Annotated in this window: 13 protein-coding genes; 6 read left to right on the plus strand and 7 right to left on the minus strand. The window is 63.2% G+C overall.

Annotation, left to right across the window (positions count from 1 at the left end; all coding sequences use genetic code 11):
* The first annotated feature begins 13 nt into the window (after positions 1-13).
* The 6 genes from SX1_RS09375 (at position 14) to cobA (ending at position 9,006) form a co-directional block, all read left to right on the plus strand.
* A complete protein-coding gene (locus SX1_RS09375; protein ID WP_019052798.1) occupies positions 14-1,258 on the plus strand; it encodes a nitrate/nitrite transporter in 1,245 nt (414 codons plus the stop codon).
* An 88-nt stretch (positions 1,259-1,346) separates the two neighbouring features.
* Positions 1,347-2,567 carry an alginate export family protein gene (locus SX1_RS09380; protein ID WP_019052799.1) on the plus strand — a complete coding sequence of 407 codons (1,221 nt, stop codon included), beginning with the start codon at positions 1,347-1,349 and terminating at the stop codon, positions 2,565-2,567.
* A gap of 203 nt (positions 2,568-2,770) precedes the next feature.
* On the plus strand, positions 2,771-5,278 hold the full coding sequence (gene nirB / locus SX1_RS09385) for a nitrite reductase large subunit NirB (protein ID WP_019052800.1): 2,508 nt from the start codon (positions 2,771-2,773) through the stop codon (positions 5,276-5,278).
* Positions 5,279-5,283: 5 nt separating this feature from the next.
* Positions 5,284-5,619, plus strand: a complete 336-nt coding sequence (gene nirD, locus SX1_RS09390) for a nitrite reductase small subunit NirD (protein WP_019052801.1) — start codon at positions 5,284-5,286, stop codon at positions 5,617-5,619.
* On the plus strand, positions 5,619-8,228 hold the full coding sequence (locus SX1_RS09395; protein WP_019052802.1) for a nitrate reductase: 2,610 nt from the start codon (positions 5,619-5,621) through the stop codon (positions 8,226-8,228). The genes nirD and SX1_RS09395 overlap by 1 nt, the downstream gene beginning before the upstream one ends.
* Positions 8,215-9,006 (plus strand): uroporphyrinogen-III C-methyltransferase, encoded by a 792-nt coding sequence (gene cobA / locus SX1_RS09400; RefSeq protein ID WP_026149628.1) that lies wholly within the window; start codon positions 8,215-8,217, stop codon positions 9,004-9,006. The genes SX1_RS09395 and cobA overlap by 14 nt, the downstream gene beginning before the upstream one ends.
* 92 nt (positions 9,007-9,098) lie before the next feature.
* Here the strand turns inward: cobA and SX1_RS09405 are convergent, their stop codons facing one another.
* The 7 genes from SX1_RS09405 to acnD form a co-directional block, all read right to left on the minus strand.
* Entirely contained in the window at positions 9,099-10,511 is a 1,413-nt protein-coding gene (locus SX1_RS09405) for a short-chain fatty acyl-CoA regulator family protein (protein WP_019052804.1), read from the minus strand.
* 109 nt (positions 10,512-10,620) lie between these two features.
* Entirely contained in the window at positions 10,621-13,299 is a 2,679-nt protein-coding gene (gene acnA / locus SX1_RS09410) for an aconitate hydratase AcnA (RefSeq protein WP_019052805.1), read from the minus strand.
* A 105-nt stretch (positions 13,300-13,404) separates the two neighbouring features.
* Complete coding sequence (prpB, locus tag SX1_RS09415; RefSeq protein WP_019052806.1) at positions 13,405-14,325, minus strand: methylisocitrate lyase; 921 nt, start codon at positions 14,323-14,325, stop codon at positions 13,405-13,407.
* Between the two features lie 11 nt (positions 14,326-14,336).
* On the minus strand, positions 14,337-15,494 hold the full coding sequence (prpC, locus tag SX1_RS09420) for a bifunctional 2-methylcitrate synthase/citrate synthase (RefSeq protein ID WP_019052807.1): 1,158 nt from the start codon (positions 15,492-15,494) through the stop codon (positions 14,337-14,339).
* Positions 15,491-15,793, minus strand: coding sequence for a hypothetical protein (locus tag SX1_RS09425; RefSeq protein WP_019052808.1), 303 nt, complete (start codon positions 15,791-15,793; stop codon positions 15,491-15,493). Before SX1_RS09425 ends, prpC begins: the two co-directional genes overlap by 4 nt.
* Positions 15,790-16,977: a 2-methylaconitate cis-trans isomerase PrpF gene (gene prpF, locus SX1_RS09430; RefSeq protein ID WP_019052809.1), complete on the minus strand. Its 1,188-nt coding sequence runs from the start codon at positions 16,975-16,977 to the stop codon at positions 15,790-15,792. The genes SX1_RS09425 and prpF overlap by 4 nt, the downstream gene beginning before the upstream one ends.
* A complete protein-coding gene (gene acnD / locus SX1_RS09435) occupies positions 16,977-19,661 on the minus strand; it encodes a Fe/S-dependent 2-methylisocitrate dehydratase AcnD (protein ID WP_019052810.1) in 2,685 nt (894 codons plus the stop codon). The genes prpF and acnD overlap by 1 nt, the downstream gene beginning before the upstream one ends.
* Positions 19,662-19,793 lie beyond the last annotated feature (132 nt).

Here is a 19,793-nt window from a genome sequence, read left to right on the forward strand (position 1 = left end):
GGGGTGACCTATCATGGCAACTGCATATTGGGACCGGGAGGGCGAAGGGCAGCAACCCGTCGCTACGACCAGCTTCTGGAAGGCCGGCCACACGCCGACCCTGATCGCGGCATTTCTCTATTTCGACCTGGCCTTCATGGTGTGGGTGCTGTTGGGGCCGCTAGCCCCGATGATCGCCAAGACGCTGATGCTGACGCCCGCTGAAAAGGGACTGATGGTCGCCACGCCGACGCTGATGGGCGCGCTGCTGCGCGTGGTCAACGGCCTGCTGGTCGACCGGATCGGCCCGAAATTGTCTGGCGCGATCAGCCAGGTCATTGTCATCATCGGCCTGTTCACCGCCTGGGCGCTGGGCATCAACAGCTTTGAAGGCACGCTGGCGCTGGGCGTAGTGCTGGGTTTTGCCGGAGCAAGCTTCGCAATCGCGCTGCCGCTCGCCAGCCGCTGGTATCCCGCCGAACATCAGGGCAAGGCGATGGGTCTGGCCGGCATGGGCAATTCGGGTACCGTGCTGGCCGCCTTGTTCGCGCCGGGCCTGGCCAAATTGTTCGGCTGGAACGCTGTGCTGGGCCTTGCCTGCATCCCGCTCAGCATCGTCTTTGTCATCTACATGATCATGGCGAAGGACGCGCCCAATGCGCCCCCGGCCAAGAAGATGGTCGATTATTTCCAGCCGCTCAAACAGGCCGACGCCTGGTTGCTGATGGCCTTCTATGCCGTCACTTTCGGCGGGTTCGTCGGCCTTGCCGCCAGCCTGCCGATCTACTTCACCGACCAGTTTGGCCTGACCCCGGTGATGGCGGGCTATTGCACCGCGGGTTGCGTTTTCGCCGGATCGCTGGTCCGTCCGCTGGGTGGCGCGCTGGCTGACAGGATTGGCGGCGTCAAGGCGCTGATGATGGTCTATATCGTCGCCGCGATTGCACTGGCGGGGGTTGCCTTCGCCACCACGCTGGGCGCTGCGCTGGGCCTGTTCGTCATCGCCATGCTGGCGCTCGGCACGGGCAACGGGTCGGTGTTCCAGTTGGTGCCGCAGCGGTTTCAGGCGGAAATCGGCGTGATGACCGGCCTCGTCGGCATGGCAGGCGGCATTGGCGGCTTCTATCTCGCCAGTTCGCTGGGCTTTGCCAAGCAACTGACCGGCAGCTTTTCGGCCGGTTTCCTGATCTTTGCGGGGCTGGCGGTCATCGCCTTTGCTGGGCTGGCGCTGGTCAAGGCCCGGTGGCGCGCAACCTGGAGCACGGGCGCCCGAATCTGAGCTGACGTTTGGAGGGGAGGGGGCGGACCTTCATGGAAGGCCGCCCCCTTATACTGGTCGCACCATCATCCGAGGGGGGATGACATCCATGAAATATATGATTGCGACGGCGGCCATATCGGCCGCCGCAGGGACCGTCATGTCCGCGGCCCAGGCCCAGGACATCAGCATAAAGCCGGTGGCCGAAGCACGCCTGCGTTACGAACATGCCGATCAGGAAGGGTTGACAATAGACAAGTCCGACGCGTTGACCATCCGCGCCCGTGCCGGGCTGGTCGCGACCAGCGGCGCGCTGAGCGCAACAGTCATCGGGCAGGGCAATCTGGCGGTGGTCGACAGATATTATGATGGGCTGAACGGGGCGGCGACGCGGCCGATCATAGCCGATCCAGAGAATGTCGCGCTTTATATCGCCCAGCTTCAGTACAAGACCAAGCTGGTCACGCTGACCGGCGGTCGGCAGCGGATCGCGCTGGACGACGAACGGTTTGTCGGCAATGTCGCGTTCCGCAACAATGGCCAGACATTCGACGCGATGCGGATGGAACTGACCCCCTCGCAGGGGCTGAAACTGGACCTGTCCTATGCGTGGAGCGTGCGCACCATCTGGGGTTTCCAGGGCAAGGGCGCGCGGCAGCAGGCGGTGAGCGGCGACAATATCTTCGCCAACCTGTCCTACGTCACGTCGGTCGGGACGCTGAGCGGCTTTGCCTATCTGGTCGATCAGGATGAAGCGGCGGTGCAGGCATTCCGCCTGTCCAGCCAGACCTATGGTGTGCGGCTGGCCGGGACGCAGCCTTTGTCCAAGGCGGCGAAACTCTCCTATCAGCTGAGCTATGCCAAGCAGGCCGACCATCACGCCAACCCCAATAACTACAGCGCGGATTATTGGCTGGCCGATGCGACGCTGGACGTGAAGGGCTGGAAACTCAACGCTGGTTACGAAGTCCTGGGCGCGAGTAGCGGCGCTGCGTTGACCAGTTTCCAGACGCCGCTTGGTACCAATTTCAAATTTCAGGGCTGGGCTGACAAATTCCTCACGACGCCAGGCAACGGCATTCGCGACATCTATGTTGGTGCTGGCTACGGATGGAAGCAGCTAGGCCCGTTTTCCGGTACGGCGTTGATGGCTGTATGGCATCGGTTCGACAGCGATCGGCTGGACCAGCATTATGGCGACGAGATCAACCTTATTGCATCTGCGAAGGTGAAGAAAACGGCGCTCTCCGTCCGCTACGCCCGCTATGATGCAAAGGCCATGGCGACGGACACGCAGAAATTGTGGCTTCAGGCTGATTGGTCCTATTGATCGATCATGAACGGAATCGCTTGAGCGTATCGGCGATTCCGTTTATGGTGCAACGCAAGAGGGCGATGCTGCCCTTCCTACCATAGCCGAAGCGGTCCACAGGCGGATCGGCAAGGCGCATATGATGGCAAAGCCGCCATCCTGACTTTCGGTTCTTACCGGGGGTCAGGATGGCGGCTTTTTTGTTTTCCGGAGTGACGAGGATGGAATTTCAGGGCGGTTCAAGTCCGGTGACGGACAGCGGGGACGACATCGGCGTCCCGATGGAAGATGTGCGCGAACATCTGGTGGTGGTCGGGAATGGCATGGCCGGGTGCCGGGCGGTCGAGGAATTGCTGGCGCGTGACCCGGCGCGCTACCGCGTCACCATCTTCGGCGCCGAACCTCATGTGAACTATAACCGGATCATGCTGTCCCCGGTGCTGGCGGGGGAAAAGACGTTTCAGGACATCATCATCAATGACCGCGCTTGGTATGACGATCATCGCATCACCCTGATCACGTCCGATCCGGTGTCGGCGATCGACCGTGCGCGCAAGACCGTTATCAGCCGGTCAGGTCGCACCATCGGCTATGACCGGCTGCTAATTGCCACCGGGTCCGACCCGTTCATCATCCCGGTGCCCGGCAAGGATCTGCCCGGCGTCATCAGTTTCCGCGACATGAAGGATGTCGATGCGATGCTGGATGCCGCCAATCACGGCGGTGACGCCGTGGTCATCGGCGGTGGTCTGCTGGGGCTGGAAGCGGCGCATGGGCTGACCCTGCGCGGCATGAAGGTGACGGTGCTGCACATCATGCCCACGCTGATGGAACGGCAACTCGACGAAGCGGCGGCCTGGCTGCTCAAGAGTGCGTTGGAGGGGCGGGGCCAGACGATCCTGACCGGCGCGGATACGGCCGAGATATATGGAAATGGCAAGGTCGAGGGCGTGCGCCTGAAGGATGGTACGCAAATCCCCGCCAGCCTGGTCGTCATGGCGGTAGGCATTCGCCCGTCGGTCGCGCTGGCGCGCGATGCGGGGCTGGATGTCGGGCGCGGCATCAAGGTGGACGACCATATGGTCACCAGCGATGCCGCCATATTGGCTGTGGGCGAATGCGTCGAACATGACGGCAATGTCTATGGCCTGGTCGCGCCGCTGTGGGATATGTGCCGCGCCTTGGCCGATGGCCTGACCGATCAGCATAGTGGCTACAAGGGCAGCGTCACGTCGACCAAGCTGAAGGTCGCGGGTCTGGACGTCTTTTCCGCGGGCGATTTTTCCGGCGGCGAGGGGTGCGAGGACATCGTCCTGCGCGACGCATCGCGCGGCATATATAAGCGTGTCGTGGTGAAGGGCGACAAGGTCGTGGGGGCGGTCCTGTATGGCGATACGGCCGATGGCGGCTGGTATTTCGATCTGTTGAAGCGCGGCGAAAATGTCGCCGACATTCGCGACCTGCTGATCTTCGGCCAAGCCTTCGCCTCCGGAGGGGGCGCGCTGGACCCTAAGGCGGCCGTTGCAGCGCTCTCGGACGATGCCGAGATTTGCGGCTGCAACGGCGTTTCCAAGGGCCAGGTCGTCGCCTGCATCGAAAAGGGCGCGTGCAGCCTGGATGCGGTCCGCGCAGGGTGCAAGGCATCGGCCAGTTGCGGCAGCTGCACAGGGCTGGTCGAAAATATCCTTGCGCTGACGCTGGGTGATGAGGTGCAGTCCGGTCCCAAAACGATGTGCAAATGCACCAGTTTCGGCCATGACGATGTCCGCCGCGAAATCGTGGCGCAAGATATGCGGTCCATCCCCGAAGTGATGCAAAAGCTGCACTGGTCCACGCCCGACGGCTGTTCGTCGTGCCGCCCGGCGCTCAATTATTATCTGCTGTGTGCGCTGCCCGGCATCTATGTCGACGATCAGCAGAGCCGTTTCGTCAATGAACGGATGCACGCCAATATCCAGAAGGACGGGACATATTCGGTCGTCCCGCGCATGTGGGGCGGCCTCACCAACCCGCGCGAACTGCGCGCGATCGCCGATGTAGTCGAAAAATACGACGCGCCGATGGTCAAAGTGACCGGCGGCCAGCGGCTCGATATTTTCGGCATCAGGAAGGAAGATCTGCCCGCCGTCTGGGCGGACTTGAACGCGGCGGGCATGGTGTCCGGCCACGCCTATGGCAAGTCGCTGCGCACCGTCAAAACCTGTGTCGGGTCCGAATGGTGTCGCTTTGGCACGCAGGATTCGACCGGCCTTGGCGTCAAGACCGAACGGATGACCTGGGGGTCGTGGATGCCGCACAAGTTCAAGATTGCGGTGTCGGGTTGCCCCCGCAATTGCGCGGAAGCGACGATCAAGGATTTCGGCATCGTCTGCGTGGATTCAGGCTATGAACTGCATGTCGGCGGCAATGGCGGCATCCATGTTCGCGTCACCGACCTGTTGTGTAAGGTCGCGACCGAACAGGAAGCGCTCGATTACTGTGCGGCCTTTACCCAGCTGTATCGCGAGGAAGCCCGCTATCTGGAGCGTACCGCGCCGTGGATCGAGCGGGTCGGCATCGACTATGTCAAGCAGCGCATCGTCGAGGACGATGCCGGGCGAGAGGCGCTGCGCGCCCGCTTCCTGTTTTCGCAGCAGTTCATGCAGGATGATCCGTGGGCGGAGCGTGCAGCCGGCGTCCATAGCGACCTGCACCAGCCCCTAAGCCCCATTTCCATCGCGGCGGAGTGAGACATATGACCGACTGGATCGACATCGGCACGCTGGCCGACATTCCACCGCGCGGTGCCCGCACCGTTCACATCGGTGGCGAGAAAGAAATTGCCGTATTCCGCACCGGCGACGACCAGATTTTTGCGCTGGTCAATGAATGCCCGCACAAAAAGGGGCCGCTGAGCCAGGGTATCGTCCATGGCCAGAGCGTCGCCTGCCCGCTGCATAACTGGAACATCGCACTGAAAAGCGGCGAGGCGCAGGGCGAGGATAAAGGCTGCACCCCGACGATCGCGGTGAAGCAGGAGGATGGCCGTATATGGATCGCGCGGCCCGAAATGACGAAGGTGGCTGCCTGATGAGGCAGGCGATCCGCACCACCTGCGCCTATTGCGGCGTCGGCTGCGGCATCGCGGCGACGCCGACCGGCGGCCGCGCCGTAACGATCAGGGGGGATGAGGCGCATCCGGCCAATGGCGGCAAGCTCTGTTCCAAGGGCACCCATCTGGGCGAGACGGTCGGCCTTGAAGGCCGCCTGCTCCATCCGATGATCGGCGACCGGCGGGCCAGTTGGGACAAGGCGCTGGATCTGGTCGCCAAGCGGTTCCGCGACACGATCGCCAGGCATGGGCCGGACAGCGTCGCCTTCTATGTCTCCGGCCAGATACTGACCGAAGATTATTATGTCGCCAACAAGCTGATGAAGGGCTTTATCGGATCGGCCAATATCGACACCAACAGCCGGTTGTGCATGTCGAGCGCGGTGGCGGGACACAACCGAGCCTTCGGCGAAGATGTGGTGCCCGCCAGCTATGATGATCTGGACAAAGCCGACCTGATCGTCCTCATCGGGTCCAACACCGCCTGGTGCCACCCGATCGTCTATCAGCGGATACAGGCCGCCCGCGCCGCGCGCGGGACGAAACTGGTGGTGATAGACCCACGCCGCACCGAAAGCTGCGAGGGCGCGGACCTGCATCTGGCGTTGAGGCCCGGCAGCGATGTCGCGCTGATGAACGGGCTGCTGGCCTGGATGGATCAGGCAAAGCTGATTGACGTGGACTTTCTGCGCGACAGCGTCAGCGCGCCCAACGGTTTCTGGGATCATATTCGCACCGGCCATGACCTGTGGACCACGGCGAAAGCCTGTGACCTCTCGCCTGCGCTGCTCCAGCAATTTTATGAGCTGTTCGCCGCGACGCCGCGCACCGTTACCCTGTTCAGCCAGGGGATCAACCAGTCGATCCGCGGCACGGATCAGGTAAATGCGATCATCAACGTCCATCTCGCCACCGGTCGTATCGGCAAGCCGGGCGCGACGCCTTTCTCTATCACCGGTCAGCCCAACGCCATGGGCGGGCGCGAAGTTGGGGGACTTGCCTCGACAATAGCCGCGCATATGGATTTCGCACCGGACAATGTTGCGCGGGTCGGGCGTTTCTGGGCTGCGCCGACCATGGCGACCAAGCCGGGGCTTAAGGCCGTCGACATGTTCCGCGCCATCAACGAAGGCCGGATCAAGGCTTTGTGGGTGATGGCGACCAATCCTGCCGTGTCGATGCCCGACGCCAATCGCGTCCGCGAATCGCTGGAAACGGTGCCGTTCCTGGTCGTGTCGGACGTGATGGCCACCACCGATACCGCTGTCCACGCCCATGTCCGCCTGCCTGCTGCGGCCTGGGGTGAAAAGGATGGCACTGTCACCAATTCCGACCGTACGATCAGCCGCCAGCGCGCGCTGATGCCGCTGCCCGGCGAGGTCATGCCCGATTGGTGGATCGTGACGCAGGTTGCCCGCCGGATGGGCTGGCGCAACGCCTTCGCCTATGATCGTCCTGCCGAAATCTGGCGCGAACATGCCCGGCTGACCGCCTATCAGAATGATGGCGCGCGGCTGCTGAACCTGCGGGCGCAAGCGACGATCGGCAATGACGCCTATGATGCGATGGAACCCTTCCGCTGGGGCGGCACGCCCTTTGCCGACGGGCGCTTTTCGACCCCCGACGGCAAGGCGCGGCTGGTGCTGGTGACGCAAATGGACCTGCAGGGTCCACTTAGGGACTGGCCGATGACGCTCAACACCGGGCGCTACCGCGATCAGTGGCACAGCATGACCCGCACGGGCCTAAGCCCCAAACTTGCGCGACACCGGGAAGAACCGTTGGTCGAAATCCATGCAGACGATGCCGCTCGGCTGGGCATCGCCGATGGTGATCTGGCCCGCGTATCGACGCCGCAGGGGGAAAGTCTGTTCCGCGCGCGGATCAGCGATGGCCAGCGCCCCGGCGAAGTCTTTACGCCGATCCACTGGACCGACCAGCAATCGAGCGGCGGTCGCACCGGCCTGCTGCCGCGCCCCTTGGTCGATCCCCATTCGGGCCAGCCGGGGTTCAAATCCACCCCCGTCCGGGTCGAAAGGCTCGTCACCGAATGGAAGGGATTTCTGATCCTGCGCGGGGCCGAACCCGTCCGCGTGCCATGCCTATGGGCGACGCGCATCACCGTGCCGGGCGGCGCGCTCTACGAAGTGGCGGGCAATGGCGATCCGGCACGGCTGGAAGCCTGCCTGCCCAAGGGTGACCGGGTCGAGGCGATCGATCGGGCGCGCGGCACCCGCCGCGTCGCGATCATCCGCGACGGCAGGCTGGCGGGCGTACTGATCGTCACCCGTAACGGCATATTGCCCAGCCGCGACTGGCTGATCGGCCAACTCGCGGTCGAGGGAGTCGGTGCATCGGTGCTGGCGGCGCGCGGGCCGGGGAACCAGCCCGACAAGGGAGCCATCATCTGTGTCTGTTTCGACATTGGCCTGAACATGATCGTCACGGCCATTCGTGAACAGGGTCTGGTTGATGTGTCCGCGATCGGCGCAGCTTTGGGGGCAGGAACCAATTGCGGATCATGCCGCCCCGCGCTGGCCAGCATATTGGCGCAGGCACAACAGGAGACGCTCCATGCAGCCGAATGATTTGCCAGATTCCCCGATAGCGCCCGGACAGGTGTGGCTAGTGGGGGCGGGGCCTGGCGATCCAGACCTCCTGACCCGCAAGGCCGAACGGCTGATCGCTGCTGCCGACATCGTCTTTTACGATGCACTGGTAGGGCCGGGGGTGCTTGGCCTGATCCCGCCAGGCGTGGAACGGGTGGGTGTCGGCAAGCGGTCGGGCCGCCACAGCAAAGCACAGGAAAGCATCAACCACCTCCTGCTCGCGGCGGCGAAGGCGGGGCGGCGCGTGGTCCGACTGAAGGGCGGCGATCCGTCCATCTTTGGCCGCTCGGCTGAGGAAATGGCGCATCTGGGCCGTGAAGGCATCCCCGTCCACATCTGCCCCGGCATCACCACGGCGAGCGCAGCGGCAGCGAGCGGCCATATGTCACTCACGCTGCGCGGCGTCGCGCGCGGGCTGACGCTGGTGACCGCCCATGTAATGGCTGGCGAGCCGCTCGCGCTTGACTGGCCGGCGCTTGCGAGCAGTGGGACGCTTGGCATCTATATGGGCCGCGCGGCGGCGAGCGAGATCAGCCGTAATCTGATCGATGCGGGGCGGCACCCTGACACGCCGGTCATGGTCGCGGTCAACGTCTCCCTGCCGACCGAGCGACTCATCCGGGGCAAACTCTCCGCGCTCGCCTTCCTGGTTCAGGCCGTCAGCGACAGGGAGCCAACCCTGTTGTTGATAGGCGAGGCGGTCGTGGATCATGGCCGCGCCGAAGCACAGGGCAATCGCGCCCTGCTACCCGCCTGACGACTTATCACAAGGGGCTGGTACGATCCCGCGTGCGGACGACCTGTTCCGGTGGCGGTTTGGCGTGGCTGAGACTGTTTGAGTGCCGCGCCTTAGTCCACCGGATATGGCGCGGCTGAGCTACGGTTTTCGTCCACCGTCACGGGGCGACCAATTGGTGGGAAAGCGCGTTGCAGGCAGTTTGGCCGCTCGCAGACCTTGCAACCGGCCCCGATTTGCGTCGCCATGGCGGGATCGGCAAGGTCCAGCCCGCGCGCGTAGATCAGACGGGAGGCATGGCGAATATCGCAGCCAAGGCCGACAGCGAAAGTCTTGCTCGGCTCTGTGTAACCCGCGTTGCCGCTGCCCACCGTGCGGGCCACCCATAGATAGGTGCGCCCGTCCGGCATCTGCGCCACTTGGGTCAGCACTCGACCGGGTTGTGCGAAAGCTTCATAGACGTTCCACAGCGGGCAGGTGCCGCCCACGCGGGAAAAGTGAAAATCGGTAGCGGACTGCCGTTTCGAGATATTCCCTGCCCGGTCAACCCGGATGAAAAAGAATGGCACGCCGCGTGCCTGCGTGCGCTGCAGCGTGGAAAGGCGGTGGCAAACCGTTTCGAAGCCGACACCGAAGCGGCGGCCGAGCTTCTCGATGTCGTAGGCCTCCTGTTCCGCCGCCGCCAGAAAAGGGCCGTAAGGCAGAATGAGCGCACCTGCGAAATAGTTGGCAAGGCCGATCCGCGCCAGCCTGCGCGCTTCCTCTCCAGTCAGAACCGGATCATTTGCCAATCGGTCGATCTCTTGGCCCAGTTCCAGGAAGCCCAATTGCGTGGCCATCTGGAAGGTCTGCTGGCCCGTATTCAGATTGGCCGAAACATGGAGCGTGCGGGTCAACGGATCGTAGCGACGCTGCGTCCAGTTGTTCTCAGCATCGCTGTCGTCACACAGGACGTGTACGCCATGGCGCTCCTTGAGCCACGCGATCACGCCGTTATGAATGGTTCGCGGTGTCAAACCGGCTTGCAGGTAAAGCCGTTCGGCCGCTTCATCCAGCGGTTCGACGTGATTGTGGCGAGCGTAAAAGAAATCGCGCACCTGTTCGAAAGGCATGCGCGGCGGGCCGCCGGCGACCCATTCGTCCCCTAGCTGCGCAGCCATCGCCTCGGACCGTTCCGAGGCTTCGCGATAGCGCCGATGCAGCGATATGAGCGTGCGACCAACAGCGGGCATGTTCATCGCCAGTTCGCGCACTTCGGCCAGCGAGATTGTATCCGACCCATCCGACAGGGCGTCGCGCAGGTCGGTAATGAGCCGCGCTTCCTCGTCGTCGGAGAAGAGCTGGACATCGATACCGAATACGGCGTTGATCTTCACCAGCACCGGCACGGTCAGCGGCCGCTGATTCTGTTCCAGTTGGTTGAGATAACTGGCTGATATACCGAGCGCTTGTGCCAGTTCGATCTGCTTGAGCTTCTTTTCCTCCCGCAGCCGCCGCAATCGCACGCCCATAAAGGCCTTGCGCATCAATCTGTCGCTCTTCGCATTATTCGCAAATTCTCAGGCCCCGATCTCGTTATCGTTGAATATCAGCGCATTTTTGCATTAGCCGCAATCTGAAATGTTTGCGAAAGGCTCAGGCCGCGAGATTGCGCAGCACGTAAGGCAGGATGCCACCATTCAGGTAGTAGGCCAGCTCTTCGGTCGTATCGATGCAGCAGAGCGTCTTGAAGCTGAAGCGTAGGCCATCCGCCCATTCCCCTTCGACCGTCACGATTTGGCGCGGCTGCAGTCCGGCGAGGCCGGTAATGGTAAATCGCTCGTCACCACGTAGGAAGAAACGATTGCGGGTCATCCCATCGGTAAACTGTAGCGGCAGGACGCCCATGCCGACAAGGTTGGAGCGGTGAATGCGTTCGAAGCTCTCGGCGATGACCGCGCGAATTCCAAGTAGCGCAGTTCCTTTCGCAGCCCAGTCGCGGGATGAGCCAGTGCCATATTCCTTGCCAGCCATAACGATCAGGGGCGTCCCGGCCGCCTTGTGCCGCATGGCAGCCTCATAAATCGGCAGGCTATCGCCGTTCAACATCGTGTCGCCACCCTCGATACCGCCCATCATTTCGTTGCGGATGCGGATATTGGCGAAGGTACCGCGCATCATGACCTCATGGTTTCCGCGACGGCAGCCATAGCTGTTGAAATCTGCAGGAAGTACTTGCTGCTCCTGCAACCATTGGCCTGCGGGGGAGGAAGCTTTGATCGATCCTGCCGGTGAGATATGATCTGTGGTGATCGAATCCCCAAAGATGGCGAGGCACCGCGCCGCGATGATATCGGTCACCGGCGCAGGCTGACGATCCTGGTCTTCGAAGAAGGGCGGTTCCGCGATGTAGGTGGAGGACGTCGGCCATTCATATGTAGCGCCTTTCTTGACCGCCAGCGCCCTCCAGCGCGCGTCGCCTTCGTAAACATCGGCATAGCGGGCGGCGAACATCTCAGGATCGATCGAAGTGGCGATAGTGGCGGCGATTTCGGCGTTGGACGGCCAGACGTCGCGCAGATATACTGGCTGTCCGTCCCTGCCATTGCCGAGCGGTTCGGTGCTAATGTCGCGCGACACGCTACCCAGCAGGGCGTAGGCGACTACCAGCGGCGGCGAGGCCAGATAGTTGGCGCGAACATCGGGTGAAATACGGCCTTCAAAGTTGCGATTGCCCGATAGCACGGCCGCAGTGACAAGGCCGTTCCGGTTGATCGCCTCGCTGATCGACGTTTCCAGCGAACCGGAATTGCCAATGCATGTCATGCAACCATAGCCGGTCAGCGCGAAGCCCAGCGCATCAAGGTCTTCCTGAAGGCCGGAGCGGACAAGATAATCGGTCACCACCTTGCTGCCGGGGGAGAGCGTCGCACGCACCCAGGGTTTGGGCACCAGACCCAGCGCCCGTGCCTTGCGAGCGACCAGACCTGCCGCGACGAGTACCGAGGGATTGGAGGTGTTGGTGCAACTGGTGATCGCAGCGATGGCGATGTCACCATGGCCAAGCGTGAAGTCCGCGCCGTTAACGGGCACGCGCGCGTTCAGTTCGTCCGCCTTGCCGTAGGCGCCTGCCAGTTCGGTGCGCAGGCCTTGGGCTACATCCTTGAGCAGCACGCGATCCTGCGGACGGCGCGGGCCTGCAACAGATGGAAGCACCGAGGCCAGGTCAAGCTCCAGCAGATCGGTGAAAACGGGCTCCGGGCCGGCCGCATCGCGCCACATCCCCTGTGCCTTCGCATAGGCCTCGACTAGCGCTACCCGCCTTTCATCCCGCCCGGTTAGGCGCAGGTAGGCAATGGTCGCTTGATCAACCGGAAAGAAGCCGCACGTCGCGCCATATTCCGGGGCCATGTTGGCGATGGTCGCGCGATCCGCCAGCGGTAGGGCGTCGAGCCCGGCGCCACAAAACTCCACGAAACGCCCGACCACCCCATGGGCGCGCAGCATCTGGGTGATGGTGAGCACCAGATCGGTCGCGGTCACGCCCTCGGTCAGCGCGCCTGTCAGGCGGAAGCCGACGACCTCGGGAATGAGCATCGATACCGGCTGCCCCAGCATGGCGGCTTCGGCTTCTATCCCACCCACCCCCCAGCCCAGCACGCCAAGGCCGCCGACCATCGTAGTATGGCTGTCCGTGCCGACGCAGGTGTCGGGATAGGCGACCAGTGCAGCGCTTTCGTCCGCGCTGGTCCAGACAGTCTGGGCGATGTGCTCCAGGTTCACCTGATGGCAGATGCCGGTGCCCGGCGGCACGACCTTCAGATTGTCGAGCGTGGCCGCGCCCCATTTGAGGAATTCGTAGCGTTCGGCATTGCGTGCATATTCGATGGCGACATTGGCATCGAACGCATTTGCCGTGCTGGCCTCATCTGCCATGACGCTATGATCGATTACCAGGTGGATCGGTATCTGAGGATTGATCCGCGACGCATCGGCGCCCCACCGGTTCATGGTGTCGCGCATGGCGGCCAGATCGACGATGCACGGAACCCCGGTGAAGTCCTGCATCAGCACGCGGGCCGGACGGTACTGGATCTCGCGCGTGGAGCGATAGTCCCGCTGCCATTCGACGAAGGCGCGGATGTCATCGACCGTGACCGAAGCGCCGTCCTCGAAGCGCAGGAGGTTTTCCAGCAGCACCTTGAGGCTGAAGGGAAGGCGGCTGATGTCGCCCAATCGCTCAGCTGCGCGGGGGAGGCTGTAATAAGCATAATCCTGCGCCTCGACGGTCAGGGTGGTGCGGGTGCCCAAGGTGTCGCGGCCTATGGCGGTCATGGCGGAGGTCCTGTAATCTCGTGATTGGCACGCATGGAAACGACCTTCCGATCCATCGAGATCGAAAGACCACCCTCACGCAGGGATACTGGAAAGCAGAAGCGTCTAGTCCTGCGGGACCGCTTCGGGCACGATCGTCTTCACGATCGACGCGTCGAGTTCTTCGTAAGCATGGAGGCCGATCGTCTCGTAAAGCTCGGCGCGGGTCTGCATGGCATCGACCATGGCATGGGCGCCGCCGTCCCGTGCAATCGCGGCATAGAGCAGGCTCTGCGCCTTGTTGGCGACACGAAGCGAGGAGACGGGCCAGATGACCATCTTGTAGCCCATCGCCTCGAACTCATCGGCGGTGTAGAATGGGGTCTTGCCGAACTCGGTCATGTTGGCGAGGAGCGGTGTGTTTGGGAGGGCTGCGGCGAACTTTTCGAACATTTCGCGAGTGTTCAGTGCTTCGGGGAAGATCGCGTCGGCTCCGGCATCGACATAGAGCCTGGCGCGATCCACAGCGGCATCGAAGCCCTCGACCCCGGCGGCGTCGGTGCGCGCGACGATCACGATGTCGCGGCTTGCCTTTTTCGCGGCGGCGACCTTGGTGGCCATGTCGACAGGGGAGACGAGTGCCTTGCCGTTGAGGTGTCCGCACTTTTTGGGCAGGATCTGGTCTTCCAGATGGACCGCCCCTGCGCCCGCCTCCTCAAAAGAGCGGACCATGTGCATGACATTAAGTGCTTCGCCATAGCCGGTATCCCCGTCCACCAACAGCGGCAGCCCGGAAGAGCGCACAATCTGGCGAATGAAGAATGTCACCTCATCCACGGTGATAATGCCAAGGTCCGGCAGGCCCATAGAGGCGGTCATCGCCGCGCCGGACAGGTAAAGCCCGTCGAACCCGGCGTTGCGCGCCTGGATCGCGGCCTGGCCGTTGTGCGCGCCGGGCAGCCGATAGATGCCCGGACGCGCCAGCGCGGCGCGGAAGCGCTTGCCGGCGGATTCGGTGGGAAGGTCGTCAGCGAGAAGATAGGGCAATGGGTGTCTCCTCAAGCCGCTTCGCTGCGCTGGGCGAGCGGCACGAAAGGCAGGTTTTCTGGGCCGGTATAGTTGGCCGATGGGCGGATGATCTTGTTGTCCACGCGCTGCTCGATCACATGCGCGGCCCAGCCCGACGTGCGGGCAATCACAAAAAGTGGGGTGAACATCGCGGTCGGCACGCCCATCAGATTGTAGGATACCGCCGAGAACCAGTCGAGATTGGGGAACATGGCCTTGGCGTCCCACATCACGCGCTCGATCCGTTCGGCGACGGCATATTGGCGCTGGGCGCCCGCCTCGTCCGCCAGCGCCTTGGCGACGCGCTTGATGACGACATTGCGCGGATCGGAAATCGTGTAGACCGGGTGGCCAAAGCCGATCACCACTTCCTTGGCCTCTACCCGGCGCCGAATGTCGGCTTCGGCCTCGTCAGGGGTCGCGTAGCGTTTCTGGATTTCGTAGGCGACTTCGTTGGCTCCCCCATGCTTTGGCCCGCGCAGCGCGCCGATGGCGCCTGCGATGCAGGAATACATGTCCGACCCGGTGCCGGCGATGACGCGCGCCGTGAAAGTGGAGGCGTTGAATTCATGTTCGGCATAGAGGATCAAAGAGGTGTGCATGGCGCGCACCCAGCGTGCCGGGGCAGGCCTGCCATGCAGCAGATGAAGGAAATGCCCACCGATGCTGTCGTCGTCGGTCTCTACCTCAATGCGGCGGCCATGGTGGGCAAAGTGATACCAATAGAGCAGGATGGAGCCGAGCGAGGCCATCAGCCGGTCGGCGACATCGCGCGCGTCGGGTTGGTTGTGGTCGTACGTTTCGGGCAGCACGCATCCCAGGGCAGAAACACCCGAGCGCATCACGTCCATCGGGTGCGCGGCAGCCGGAATAGCTTCGAGCGCTGATTTCACCGAATGGGGCAGCCCACGCAGACCCCTGAGCTTGGCCTTGTAGGCGGCCAGTTGCGGTGCAGTGGGCAATTCGCCATGGACCAGCAGGTGAGCAATTTCCTCGAATTCGGCCCCCTCGGCGAATTCCAGAATGTCGTAGCCGCGATAATGCAGATCGTTGCCGGTCTTGCCGACAGTGCACAAAGCGGTGTTGCCCGCGGCGACGCCCGAAAGCGCAACCGATTTCTTGGGTTTGAAGGCAGTTTCGGCGTTCATGCGGCATAGTCCCGTTTGTGGGTGAGCGTGGTGAAAGTGAAGCGGCCACTGGCGGCTATGGTCCGGCCGCCGTCCTGTGTCGCGGTCGCGAATACCGAGACGATTATGGCCTGATGATCGGCGCTGACCGGCCAGGTTTCGAGATCGACGCCGGGCGAGGCGAAGCCTTCGTTGAGCTGGACAGATTCGCATCTGGCAAAGCGGATCGTGCCGACCAGATGCGAGGAAGCGCGATCGGCGGCGGCGCTGACCATGGCTCCGAAAAGGTCGAGACCCTTTTCCGGGCGGTTGGAGATCATGTCTGTCCTCCTTCCAGGATAGCGGCTGGCACGCGCACACGACCATCCATGAGGATGCGGGCGCTGCGGCTCATGATCGCCTTGGTAACGGTCCAATTGCCGTCCACCAGCGCAGCTTCGGCTCCGACGCGCAGGGTACCGGAAGGGTGGCCGAACGTGACTGCTTTGCGCTCTCCTCCACCCGCCGCAAGATTGACGAGGGTTCCGGGCACGGCGGCAGCCGCCGCGATCGCGACCGATGCAGTGCCCATCATCGCATGGTGCAGCTTGCCCATCGAGAGCGCCCGCACCAGTAAGTCGATCTCTCCTGCCATCACATTTCGGCCGCTTGCCGTGCGATGATCGACGGGCGGGGCGACGAAGGCGATCTTGGGCGTGTGCTGGCGCTTCGCCGCCTCCTCTGGCGTCCCGATCAGCCCCAGCTTAAGCGCGCCGATGGTGCGCAGTGCCTCGAAGCGTGCGAGTGCAGCCGCATCGCCGTTTACGGCTTCCCGCAGTTCAGTGCCGGTATAGCCGAGATCCTTGGCATCGACGAAGATCGTTGGAATGCCCGCGTCGATGAGCGTGGCCCTGATCCGCCCGCCAGCGACTAGTTCGTCAGGCACTTCGAGATCGTCCACCACGTTGCCGGTCGGGAACATCGCGCCGCCCTCATCGGCAGGGTCGAGAAATTCCAGCACGATCTCTGCAGCGGGAAAGGTCACCCCGTCCAGCGTGAATTCGCCCGTTTCCTGCACCGCGCCGCCGTTGACCGGGACATGGGCGATGATGGTCTTGCCGATATTGGCCTGCCAGATGCGTACGGTGCGCACCCCATCCGAACCGGCGTCCACATAGCCTGCATGGATCGCGAACGCCCCGGCAGCAGTCGAGAGATTGCCGCAATTGCCCGACCAGTCGACAAAGTCGCTGTCGATGGAAACCTGCCCGTAGAGATATTCGACGTCATGGCCGGGGCGGGCGCTGGGCGAAAGGATGACGCACTTGCTGGTACTGGACGTCGCGCCGCCCATGCCGTCGATTTGCGCGCCGTAGGGGTCGGGACTGCCGACCACCCGCTGGAACAGGCGGTTGCGGACCGGGCCGGGAATGCGGGCCGCTTCGGGTAGATCTTCCAGACGGAAGAATACGCCCTTGCTGGTGCCGCCGCGCATATAGGTGGCGGGGATGGCGATCTGGGACATCAGACGGTCGCCGTTTCGCAAGCCAGGAAGTCGGCGGCAAAACGCTGCAGCACCCCGCCTGCCTCATAGATCGAGACTTCCTCAGCCGTATCCAGGCGGCAGGTCACAGGTACGCGCGTGATCGCTTCGTCGGCATGGCGGATCACCAGAGTCAGTGTGGCGCGCGGGCAGCGTTCGCCTTCCACATCATAGGTTTCGGTGCCGTCGAGGCCCAGCGTCAGGCGGGTGGTGCCGGGCTGGAACTCCAGCGGCAGTACGCCCATGCCGATGAGGTTGGTGCGGTGGATGCGTTCGAACCCTTCAGCAACGATGGCCTCCACGCCCGCAAGCCGCACGCCCTTGGCCGCCCAGTCGCGCGAGGAGCCCTGTCCATAATCTGCCCCGGCAATGATGATGAGGGGCTGGCGGCGATCCAGATAGGTTTCGATGGCTTCCCACATGCGGATGACCTTGCCCTCCGGCTCTACGCGGGCGAGCGAGCCTTTCTGTACCGCGCCATCGACCACGGCCATTTCATTGACCAGTTGCGGATTGGCGAAGGTGGCGCGCATTGCGGTCAAATGATCGCCGCGATGGGTGGCGTAAGAGTTGAAGTCTTCCTCCGGCAGCCCCATCCGCGCCAGATATTCGCCGGCTGCCGAACTGGGGAGGATCGCATTGGATGGCGAGAGATGGTCGGTGGTAATATTGTCGGGCAGGATCGCCAGCGGCCTCATAGCCTTCAAGGTTCGCGGGAAGGCAGCCATCGCGCCCACGCCTTCGGTATCCCAATAGGGCGGGCGACGGATATAGGTGGATTGCGGCCGCCAGTCGTAGAGCGGGCTGGCCTCGTCGCGGCTACGCGGGGCAAACATCGGATCGTAGATTGCGCGAAACTGCTGCGGCTTCACAAAGGCTGCCACGATGGCGTCGATCTCCTCATCACTCGGCCACAAGTCGGCCAGGCGGATGTCTCTGCCCTCCGCCACGCCGAGCACATCATTTTCGATATCGAAGCGCATGGTGCCCGCTATCGCATAAGCGACCACCAGTGGCGGCGACGCGAGAAAGGCCTGCCTGGCGTAAGGATGGATGCGCCCGTCGAAGTTGCGGTTCCCCGACAGCACGGCGGTGGCGTAGAGGTCGCGCTCGATGATCTCGCTCTGGATCGCAGGATCGAGCGCGCCGGACATGCCGTTGCAGGTGGTGCAGGCATAGGCAACGATGCCGAACCCCAATTTTTCCAGTTCGGGCAGCAGCCCGGCTTCTTCCAGATAGAGCCGCGCAACCTTGGAACCGGGCGCGAAGGAGGTTTTGACCCATGGCTTGCGCGCTAGGCCCAGCGCATTCGCCTTTTTCGCGACCAGTCCGGCGGCGACCACGTTGCGCGGGTTCGACGTATTGGTGCAACTGGTGATCGCAGCAATGATCACGGCGCCGTCTGGCAGCAGCCCCTCGCGCTCCTGCGCCTTGGCCTCTACAAGATCGCCGGCGATGCCGCGTTCTGCCAGCGCCGACGTCGGCAGGCGGCGGTGCGGGTTGGACGGCCCGGCCATGTTTCGTACTACGGTGGACAGGTCGAACTCCAGAACGCGCTCATATTCGGCGGCGTGCAGATCATCGGCCCACAGACCAGTGTGCTTTGCGTAAGCCTCGACCAGGCGGACATGCTCCGCATCGCGTCCGGTCAGCAACAAATAGTCGATCGTCTGGCTGTCGATGTGGAACATCGCGGCAGTGGCGCCATATTCGGGGCACATGTTGGAGATCGTCGCGCGGTCGCCGATCGAGAGGCCGTCGGCGCCTTCGCCGAAGAACTCGATCCAGGAGCCGACGACGCGGCTCTGACGCAGGAATTCTGTGATTGCGAGCACGATGTCAGTGGCCGTTATCCCCGGCTTGCGGCGGCCGGTCAGGCGCACGCCGACAATATCGGGCAGGCGCATCATCGAGGCGCGGCCGAGCATGACCGTTTCGGCCTCCAGCCCGCCGACGCCGATGGCGATGACGCCGAGCGCGTCGACGTGCGGAGTGTGGCTGTCTGTGCCCACGCACGTATCCGGGAAGGCGACGCCATCGCGCAGCTGGATGACGGGCGACATTTTTTCCAGGTTGATCTGGTGCATGATGCCGTTACCCGCCGGGATCACGTCGACATTCTCAAAGGCGCTCTTGGTCCATTCGATGAAGTGGAAGCGATCCTCGTTGCGGCGATCCTCGATCGCGCGGTTCTTGTCGAACGCCTGCGGGTCGAAGCCGCCATATTCGACCGCGAGCGAGTGGTCGACGATCAACTGGGTCGGCACCACGGGGTTGACCTTGGCGGGATCGCCGCCCTGATCGGCGATCGCGTCACGTAGTCCTGCCAGGTCGACAAGCGCCGTCTGGCCAAGAATGTCGTGGCACACGACACGCGCGGGATACCACGGAAAATCGAGATCGCGCCTGCGTTCGACGATCTGGGTCAGCGCGTCCGTCAGCAGCGCAGGATCGCAGCGGCGGACGAGTTGCTCAGCCAGCACGCGCGAGACATAAGGCAGGCCAGCATAAGCGCCGGGGCGGATCGCTTCGATCGCGGCGCGCGTGTCGAAATAGTCGACTGCGGTGCCGGGCAGCGGTTTGCGATAGGCATCGTTCATCGGCGCTGGGTCTTCCATCAGGGTATCGACATCGGGATCGGGTCGGGGCGCTCCATTCTGCGCCATGGGGGCCTTATCGGCGGTGCGCGGCTTTACGAAAATGGCTGAAAAGGCGAAGGGGTGCGGACGGATTTCTGCAAATCAGCGAATTTTGCGAATTGCGGTCATCGTATGACCCGTCTCGTCCGCTCCCCCATG

This window comes from Sphingobium xenophagum NBRC 107872, assembly GCF_000367345.1.
In the GTDB taxonomy this organism is placed as follows: domain Bacteria; phylum Pseudomonadota; class Alphaproteobacteria; order Sphingomonadales; family Sphingomonadaceae; genus Sphingobium; species Sphingobium xenophagum.